At 48.5% G+C, this 7,525-nt stretch carries 7 protein-coding genes; 1 reads left to right on the plus strand and 6 read right to left on the minus strand.

Features of this window, described 5'->3' with window-relative positions:
* Positions 1-142: 142 nt before the first annotated feature.
* The 3 genes from QOS01_RS09890 to QOS01_RS09900 all read right to left on the minus strand — a co-directional run bounded on the left by QOS01_RS09890 (position 143) and on the right by QOS01_RS09900 (position 2,182).
* Positions 143-832, minus strand: coding sequence for a VIT1/CCC1 transporter family protein (locus QOS01_RS09890; protein ID WP_283622204.1), 690 nt, complete (start codon positions 830-832; stop codon positions 143-145).
* A gap of 15 nt (positions 833-847) precedes the next feature.
* Complete coding sequence (locus QOS01_RS09895) at positions 848-1,531, minus strand: VIT1/CCC1 transporter family protein (RefSeq protein ID WP_283622205.1); 684 nt, start codon at positions 1,529-1,531, stop codon at positions 848-850.
* A gap of 174 nt (positions 1,532-1,705) precedes the next feature.
* Positions 1,706-2,182: a universal stress protein gene (locus QOS01_RS09900; RefSeq protein ID WP_283622206.1), complete on the minus strand. Its 477-nt coding sequence runs from the start codon at positions 2,180-2,182 to the stop codon at positions 1,706-1,708.
* A 264-nt stretch (positions 2,183-2,446) separates the two neighbouring features.
* Between QOS01_RS09900 and QOS01_RS09905 the strand changes: the two genes are divergently transcribed.
* Positions 2,447-3,880 carry a C69 family dipeptidase gene (locus QOS01_RS09905; protein WP_283622207.1) on the plus strand — a complete coding sequence of 478 codons (1,434 nt, stop codon included), beginning with the start codon at positions 2,447-2,449 and terminating at the stop codon, positions 3,878-3,880.
* Positions 3,881-3,927: 47 nt separating this feature from the next.
* Here QOS01_RS09905 and QOS01_RS09910 read toward each other — a convergent pair whose 3' ends face one another.
* From QOS01_RS09910 to QOS01_RS09920, 3 genes are all read right to left on the minus strand, one after another.
* Complete coding sequence (locus QOS01_RS09910) at positions 3,928-4,818, minus strand: sulfite exporter TauE/SafE family protein (RefSeq protein WP_283622208.1); 891 nt, start codon at positions 4,816-4,818, stop codon at positions 3,928-3,930.
* A gap of 85 nt (positions 4,819-4,903) precedes the next feature.
* The gene (gene pepI, locus QOS01_RS09915) at positions 4,904-5,794 is read right to left on the minus strand and encodes a proline iminopeptidase (protein ID WP_283622209.1); all 891 of its coding nucleotides are present in this window, start codon (positions 5,792-5,794) and stop codon (positions 4,904-4,906) included.
* A 17-nt stretch (positions 5,795-5,811) separates the two neighbouring features.
* A complete protein-coding gene (locus QOS01_RS09920; RefSeq protein WP_283622210.1) occupies positions 5,812-7,284 on the minus strand; it encodes a peptide MFS transporter in 1,473 nt (490 codons plus the stop codon).
* Positions 7,285-7,525 lie beyond the last annotated feature (241 nt).

Below are 7,525 nucleotides of genomic sequence, written 5' to 3' on the forward strand. Positions count from 1 at the left end.
CTGGCGCACACCAATCGAGATCTTCCTGCTTAATCTGCGTCACTAAATTCGTTCAAGTTATTTCTTGCAATCTGCCAAATAGATAAAAAAGCCACTGACGTCAACCAAACGCCAGTGGCTTTTCGCATATAATAGCTAAATTTTAGAATAACTTACCGACACCGTAGTGGATGGTAATCGTAATCAAACCAATGATGATGTTCCGAATAACCGCAATCTTAACCAGGCCGTTACCGAGCTTTGAGCTGATGAACGCCGTTAAGGCACTCGTCAAGATAACCGCCAGAATAACGGCAATCCACTTGTAAGCTTCGGGAGCAAAGGTCATCGCCATCAGTGGGAAAAGGCCCCCAGCTGCGGCCGAGAACAAGGACGAGAAGGCAGCGTCCCAGGGGTTCAGGTAGTGTCCCAATTCGATATCATACTTGACCCGGACAACCGTTTCGAGCGGCTTCTTCTTTAGTAGGTCCCGGGCAATCGCCAGCGAAGTCTCCGGACTAACCCCCTTACCAACGTAGTACTTTTGAACGGCGGCCAGTTCGCCTTCAAAATCCGTCTTCAACAGCTCTTCTTCATGGGCAACCGCTGACTTTTCGGTATCCTTCTGGGTAGAAACGGATGCATATTCCCCCGACGCCATTGAGAAGGCACAGGCAAGCATGTCAGATAAACCGGCAATAAAGATTGTAAACCGGTCAGTCGTTGCAGCGGCCACGGAAACCAGGACCCCGACAACCGTCAAGATACCGTCGTTAGAACCTAAGACACCTGCACGGAGGGTATTCAGTTTTTCTTCCATTGTTTGTTTTTGACGTTTCTTTACGTTTTCCATCAAAACTCATCCCCCTTAACGTGCAAATAATTGACCAATTACAAACGTCACACCCATCGTAAGCAGACCGGCGGCCGCATTCCTGATCATTGACTTGACCCGGTTAGACTTACCCAAAACGGCCGCAAAGTAACCGGTGATAAGGAGGGCGATTAAAACCGCCACCATGGTAGCCAAGATCCGCACATGGGCGGGCGCCATCGTCACCGCAACCATCGGTAAGATCGATCCAGTTGGGAACGAAATGAACGACGCAATCGCGGCCGCGTACGGACTAGTAAAGTCCTGGGGATTAAAGCCGTAACGCTCTTGAACAGCCGTCCCGAGTGAATCCTTTTTCATCAGTTCGGTCGTTGCTTGGTGGGCCAGCTTGGGGTCAATATCTTGGGCCTCGTACTTCTTTTGGACATAGTTAAATTCTTGCTGGTACTGGTCCTCAAGCCGTTGCCGCTCACTAATCAGTGCCATCTTTTGTGAATCCTTTTGTGTGGATACGGAAACGTACTCCCCCATACACATGGAAATCATTCCCGCAAGGCTGCCGGAAAGTCCAGAAATCAAAATTGAATAGGCATTACTCGTCGCCGCAGCAACACCAATAACAATCCCGGCAACTGAAATAATGCCATCATTAGCCCCCATCACACTTGCACGGAGGACATTAACCTTCTGGGCCAATGACATCTTTTTCTTTGGCATATTTCTTCCTCCCTCACGCTAGTTTAGAATCATTATAACATAATGATTGCTACATTCAACCGTTTAATTAGATTGAATCCCTCTTAATTAGAATCATTAAAATTTATTATTAGATGTAAAAAGCGATAGCCCACAGTGGCTATCGCTTTTACAATCATAAGTTCTTACTTAGGTTTATTCGTAAGTTTGAACGGCAGTTGTCCGAATGACGAACACTGAAGTTCCGGCATGACGCGTCATGTAGGAAGCCTGGGACCCAACTGCCTTACGGTTGCCCCACTTACCAATTGAACCAATAATCAACAGGTCCGGTTGGAAGGCAGGAATAACGTGGTTACAAATCCGTTCGGCCGGACGTTCACCATGGTCGACAATTCCCGTGATTTTCTTCGGGTCAACACCATAATCAATGGCAGCTTGAACGTATTCGTTAACCCGCTTCTTTAATTCGGATTCGCTACTGTGAACGTAATCCTTATCGAGAATTTGGTAAACATTAATGTGGCCAGTCTCCAGAATAGAAACGATTCCTAATTCGGAACCATCCCGCTTGGCCTTGTCAACAGCGTATGAAAAGGCTGCCCGGGCGTCTGGTGCGTCGTCGACACCAACGAGGATCTTCTTGAACTTCTTTGGCTTAATTTCAAACATTAGTATTCCCCTCTCTAGGTTCTCTTAACAGCAAGCAGTATGCCAGCCCGCTATTAACTTCCAATAACTATGTTACTACTAATCTTTAATTTGTAAATAATTATTTTGGGTATCCTAAAACAAAAGTCAAAAAGAGAGGATTTAATCTTTCTTGAAACACTACTTTCTACCATTGCGATTATGGTGATCGCCCGCCCCCACAAAAGTGTTATTATTAATGGTAATTGAAGTGTATTTTTATTTACGAAAGGAACTGTGACCAAGATGAAGAAAGAGTTGTCTAGCTGTACGGCCATGCTCGTTGGTAAGAACGCCACAATCGATGGTTCAACGATTATCGCCCGTGATGAAGATGGTGAAGACGGGGTTAACCCCAAGACGTTCCGGGTTTTCCCTGCTAAGTATTACACCGGCGAGGAATACACATCTGCTTATAACGGCCTGAAAGTAACGATGAGTGGCAAGGGTTGCCGCTTCACCGCCACCCCAAATGGGGACCCCGCAATTGGCCGGTGGGATGAACAAGGAATTAACGAGTTTAACGTTGCAATGAGTTCAACGGAAACCGAAAACACGAACCCCCGCGTACTCGGCCACGACCCCCTCGTTAAGAACGGGGTTAACGAGGACTCAATGCTCTACCTCGTCTTACCATTCATCAAGTCTGCCCGTGAAGGTGTCAAGCGCCTGGGGAGCTTAATTGAAAAGTACGGAACCGGTGAAACCAACGGGATTGCCTTCTCAGACAAGGACGAAGTTTGGTACTTTGAAACTGCTGGTGGTCACCAGTGGGTTGCCCAACGGATCCCGGACGACTGCTACGCAATTGCCCCGAATAACATGTGCATCCAAGAAATTAGCTTCGACGACCCTGATAACTTCATGTATGCCAAGGGAATTGAGAAGTTCGTTGAAGACCACCACCTGAACCCATACCCTGGTAAGTTCAACTTCCGGAAGATCTTTGCTACGGAAAACGAAGCTGATGCTTACTACAACACCCCACGGACCTGGTACGGTCAAAAGCTGTTCAACCCATCCATTGAACAGGAACCAACTAGTCAGGACATGCCATTTATTCGGAAGCCAGAGAAGAAGATCGCGATTGAAGATGTCGAATACTTCCTTTCCTCCCACTACAATCAAACCCCATTTGACCCAATGGGGACCTACTCCAGTGGTACGCCTGACGAACAAAAGCGGTTCCGTTCCATTGCCTTAGACCGGAACCAAAGCTCATGTATCATGCAAATCCGGAATGACGTCCCGGCCGAGTATGCTGCAATCCAATGGATTAACTTTGGTTTCTACTGCTACAGCCCATACGTTCCATTCTTTACCAATATCAACGACACCCCTGCTAACTATGCTTACGCAACCCAGGATGTCCAACCGGAAAAGAGTGCCTACTGGATGTACAAGATGCTCGAGGTAATCGTTGAACCACGCTACCACGAATTCATCAACGAAGTGAACGCCTTCCGCGACGACGCCCAAAGTTACGGTGTCGGCCGGGTTGATAAAATCACCGCGGGTGCCAAGGGCAAACGTGGCGATGACCTGATCAACTACCTGACGCAAGCCAACATGGAAAGCGCTAAGCACATCACCGAAGAAGGTCACAAACTGACCACTAGTCTGGTTCGGCAAACATTGCTAAACTCCAAGTTCCAGTTCGAACGTGGTGGCAACTTGTAAATTCAAAAGAAGTCAGCGCAAAAGCGAAATGCTTTACGCTGGCTTCTTTAATTTGCATCTAATTTAAATTTCCGGCTTCCTTCAATCAGCATCAAGGCTGAAGTGTAAACCATTACAAAAATCACCAGCCACATTATGAACGTCACGTTCAGGTGCTTGACAAAATGAATAGCAACAAACACTCCCAGGCAACCACAGACCGTGATTGAGATTGCCGGGGCCCGGGCATAGTCATCACGCTTGATAAACTCGTCAGCCGCGATTGGCATCACGGACGCACATGACGACATCATGATGGGAAAAGCAACTAACGGGCTCAGACCAAGGAGGTACACGAGGGCCATGCACGGTGCGTAGAGTCCGATACCGACATTCATCAGTGAGCCCAAGATAAAGTTAACGGCACAGGCAATGACTAATTTCCACCCGTACAGGCCCGTGGCAACATTGTGGGCCCCGAGCTTGGTGGTTACCCCCGTAGCAGAGAGAATCATCAAAACGGCGGTGACGGCCAATGCACACCCCACCGTCACCTGCACTTTCTTCTCATCGAAGCGGACCACGATTCGGGAACCGATAAAGGCCCCCAGCATTGCCGATAACATCATCGTCAACAGGGTTAGGCCACTGACCTTAACCATTTTGATGTAAGAAAGGGCCTCGGTCATCACCGGGATAGCACAGGCGGCATTCAATGTTCCCGGAAGTAGGCGGTCATTTTTTAGGGACTTAGTTAGCTTCAGTAGCATGGTGGTAGGCGCAAAGGAACCGATCCCCAATGTGTCAAAGAAGTTGGTCGTGAAGCCGATGGCCCCCGTGACGAACATGTTGCCGTCATTGATTCGCTTCCGGTTGACGAAGAGGTCATGACCGTAATTGTACACCTGGTAAAGTAAAAGGGCCCCTAAGATCAGCCGGGTCAGCAGTGTTGCATTCATTTTCTCTTTCTCCTCACGTCACAAATAAAAAAGCTTATGGCAAAAACTAATTCTACCATAAGCTTTTCTTTTTCGCTGAAAATTGTTAATCGTTTGCGTTCAGCCACCTAATTAGGACTCGCTCGTAGTCGTCGTGAAGCTCCACAAACGACATGTGCCGGCAGTATTCGAAGAGCTGCCATTGGGAATGCGGAATACGGTCGGCCATCGCTTTGGCAATGTAAGGCGTGCAGAGGTCGTCGGTCCCACTAGTAATCAGCATCGGGGTCGTAAGCTTTTTAAGCTGGTCGAGGTAGTCATAATCCTTGAGGTTCCCCTCCGGATTATATTCATTAGGTCCCCACCCGGTCAGGTAGGCAACTGTTCCCGCCCGTTTTTTCCGTCGTAATGGTTCCGGATCGTCCGCCGTTGGTGCTGCGCTACAGTGCTGTTCCATAAACTTGGCATTGGCGCGCTGGTAATCCGGGGCAGAGTAGTCGCCACTCGCCTCCGCCCTGGCAATTGCCGCCTGTTCGGCCGGTGTCATAAATTTGATCAGGCGGTGCAACTCCTTGCCCCACATCCAGGAGGCCGGGAGGGTACTGGCTAAGATTCCCGATTTGACGCCTTGGGGAGCGTAGTCACAAAGGTAGATAATCTCTAGCATCCCACCCCATGACTGGCCTAGCAAGTGGACCTGGTCAAGACCTAAGTAGTCACGCAAAGTGATGAGTTCTTTTACCCAGGTTTCGCGATTGTAGAATTGATCGGCCTTGTCATCAGGCATTGAGGACTTTCCACAGCCAATCTGATCATACATGACCAACTGGCGGTGGTCCTTTTCTGCCAGGTCATCTAGGACCTCAAAGTAGTTATGGGTTGAACCCGGTCCACCATGAAGGAGGAGCAGGGGCGCCTTAGCACTCTTTTCGCCCACAATCCGGTAGTAAGTCCGGTATTTGCCAAAGGGCATGTATCCTTCTTGAACTCTAACCATTATTTCCCTCCTCAGGCTTAAACATTAACTAAGCGGGATAAGAGTCCCCGCATTGAGAACAGAACCAGGGCCCCGACAACGGCAAAGGCGCCAACAATTCCAAAGTACATTCCAGCGTTTGGAACACTGTAAAGCTTAACCAGCTGGGCATTGAAGGACTGAGCGGCAGCATCCCCTAAGAACCAGATACTCATCATCTGCGCAGCAAAGGCCTTCGGGGCCAGCTTGTTAGTCAGCGACAGGCCGGATGGTGACAGGAAGACTTCCCCAACTTCGATAATGGCCAGGCTCAAAATTAACCACCAGCCGGAAAACTTAACCCCGGCAGCGTGGGTATTGATTGGGATCAGGAGAACCAGGAACGAGAGCGCTGACGCCAACAGGCCGACTGTGAACTTCGTCGTCGATGATGGCTGGTGCTTGCCCAGCTTCGTCCAGGCGGCTGCCACGACTGGTGAATAGATCAAGACAAACAGGGCGTTGAAGCCGGTAAACTGACTGGGCTTGATGTGGAAGCCAAGCAAACGCAGGTCCGTCATCTGTTGGGCCACCAACGGGAAAATCGTCATTGTCTGCTCATAGATTGACCAGAACAGCACACTAGCAATGAAGATCACGATGTATGCCAAGACATTATGGCGGTCCTTACTGGTAATCTTCGGGCTGCGTAAAATATTGAAGAAGTACGCGGCCGGAAGTAAGATCCCGAGAATCGTGATGATAAAGATGATGTTGTTGATGTTGAGCAGGTGGGTTAACTGCATCCCTACCAGGACGATAACAACCAGGGCAACGACCCAGGAAACCTGCTTAATAACCTTCGCCTTCTCCTCCGGTTTGATGGGGTCACTAGGCTCCAGGCCATCCTTGGCCAGGTACTTTTTCTTCCCCATGCTGTACTGGATTAAACCAAAGATCATCCCAATTGTTGAGAGGGCAAAGCCAGCGTGGTAACTGTACGTTTGACCGACCCAGCCAACAATGAACGGTGCCAAAAGAGAACCCAGGTTGATCCCCATGTAGTAAATATTAAAACCAGCATCCCGCCGGGTATCATCCTTACTATACAGTCCCCCGATCATGTCGGAGATATTGGGCTTTAGGAAACCAGTCCCTAAGACAATGATGACAATTGAAACGTACAGGCCCACAAAGCGGAGCGGGAGCACCAGGATAAAGTTTCCTAAGGCAATTAATACCCCACCCCAAAAGACCGTCCGCTGGGCTCCCAGTAAACGATCACTGACAAAGCCACCGATGACACTCGACATGTAAATCAGGGCCCCATAAATGGCAACAATTGAGGTGGCAATCGGGGTATTCATCCCCAGACCACCCTTTTGGAAACTATCAATCAGGTAGAACAAAAGGATGGCGTGCATACTGTAGTAACTAAATCTTTCCCACATTTCAGTGAAAAATAGGGTCGATAGTCCATGTGGATGGCCAAAGAAGGCCGTATCCTCCGTCTTCTTCCCTCTTCTAATCATACTTGAGCATTCCTCTCAATAACATCCAATAACATTAAAGAGCTAGTCAATAATGCAAAAAATGTAGTTATATACTAATTATAGTCTTTCTTTATACATGGAGCAGTTTCATTTCAGGCCAAATGTCCCTTTGGAAAACGTTTTCAATATTTTGTTCAAAAAACGAAGCTGGGAAAAAAGCTTCAGAGTGCTCCGTATGGCTAGTATAGGACGATTGTTGGCACGGTACGGGCCAATGATT

Source organism: Limosilactobacillus avium (assembly GCF_947381485.1).
GTDB lineage: Bacteria > Bacillota > Bacilli > Lactobacillales > Lactobacillaceae > Limosilactobacillus > Limosilactobacillus avium.

Coding starts and splice junctions, on each gene's coding strand:
- QOS01_RS09895 (WP_283622205.1), bottom strand. CDS start 1,531: ATGCCAAAGAAAAAGATGTCATTGGCCCAGAAGGTTAATGTCCTCCGT.
- QOS01_RS09890 (WP_283622204.1), bottom strand. CDS start 832: ATGGAAAACGTAAAGAAACGTCAAAAACAAACAATGGAAGAAAAACTG.
- QOS01_RS09910 (WP_283622208.1), bottom strand. CDS start 4,818: ATGAATGCAACACTGCTGACCCGGCTGATCTTAGGGGCCCTTTTACTT.
- QOS01_RS09900 (WP_283622206.1), bottom strand. CDS start 2,182: ATGTTTGAAATTAAGCCAAAGAAGTTCAAGAAGATCCTCGTTGGTGTC.
- QOS01_RS09905 (WP_283622207.1), top strand. CDS start 2,447: ATGAAGAAAGAGTTGTCTAGCTGTACGGCCATGCTCGTTGGTAAGAAC.
- QOS01_RS09920 (WP_283622210.1), bottom strand. CDS start 7,284: ATGATTAGAAGAGGGAAGAAGACGGAGGATACGGCCTTCTTTGGCCAT.
- pepI (WP_283622209.1), bottom strand. CDS start 5,794: ATGGTTAGAGTTCAAGAAGGATACATGCCCTTTGGCAAATACCGGACT.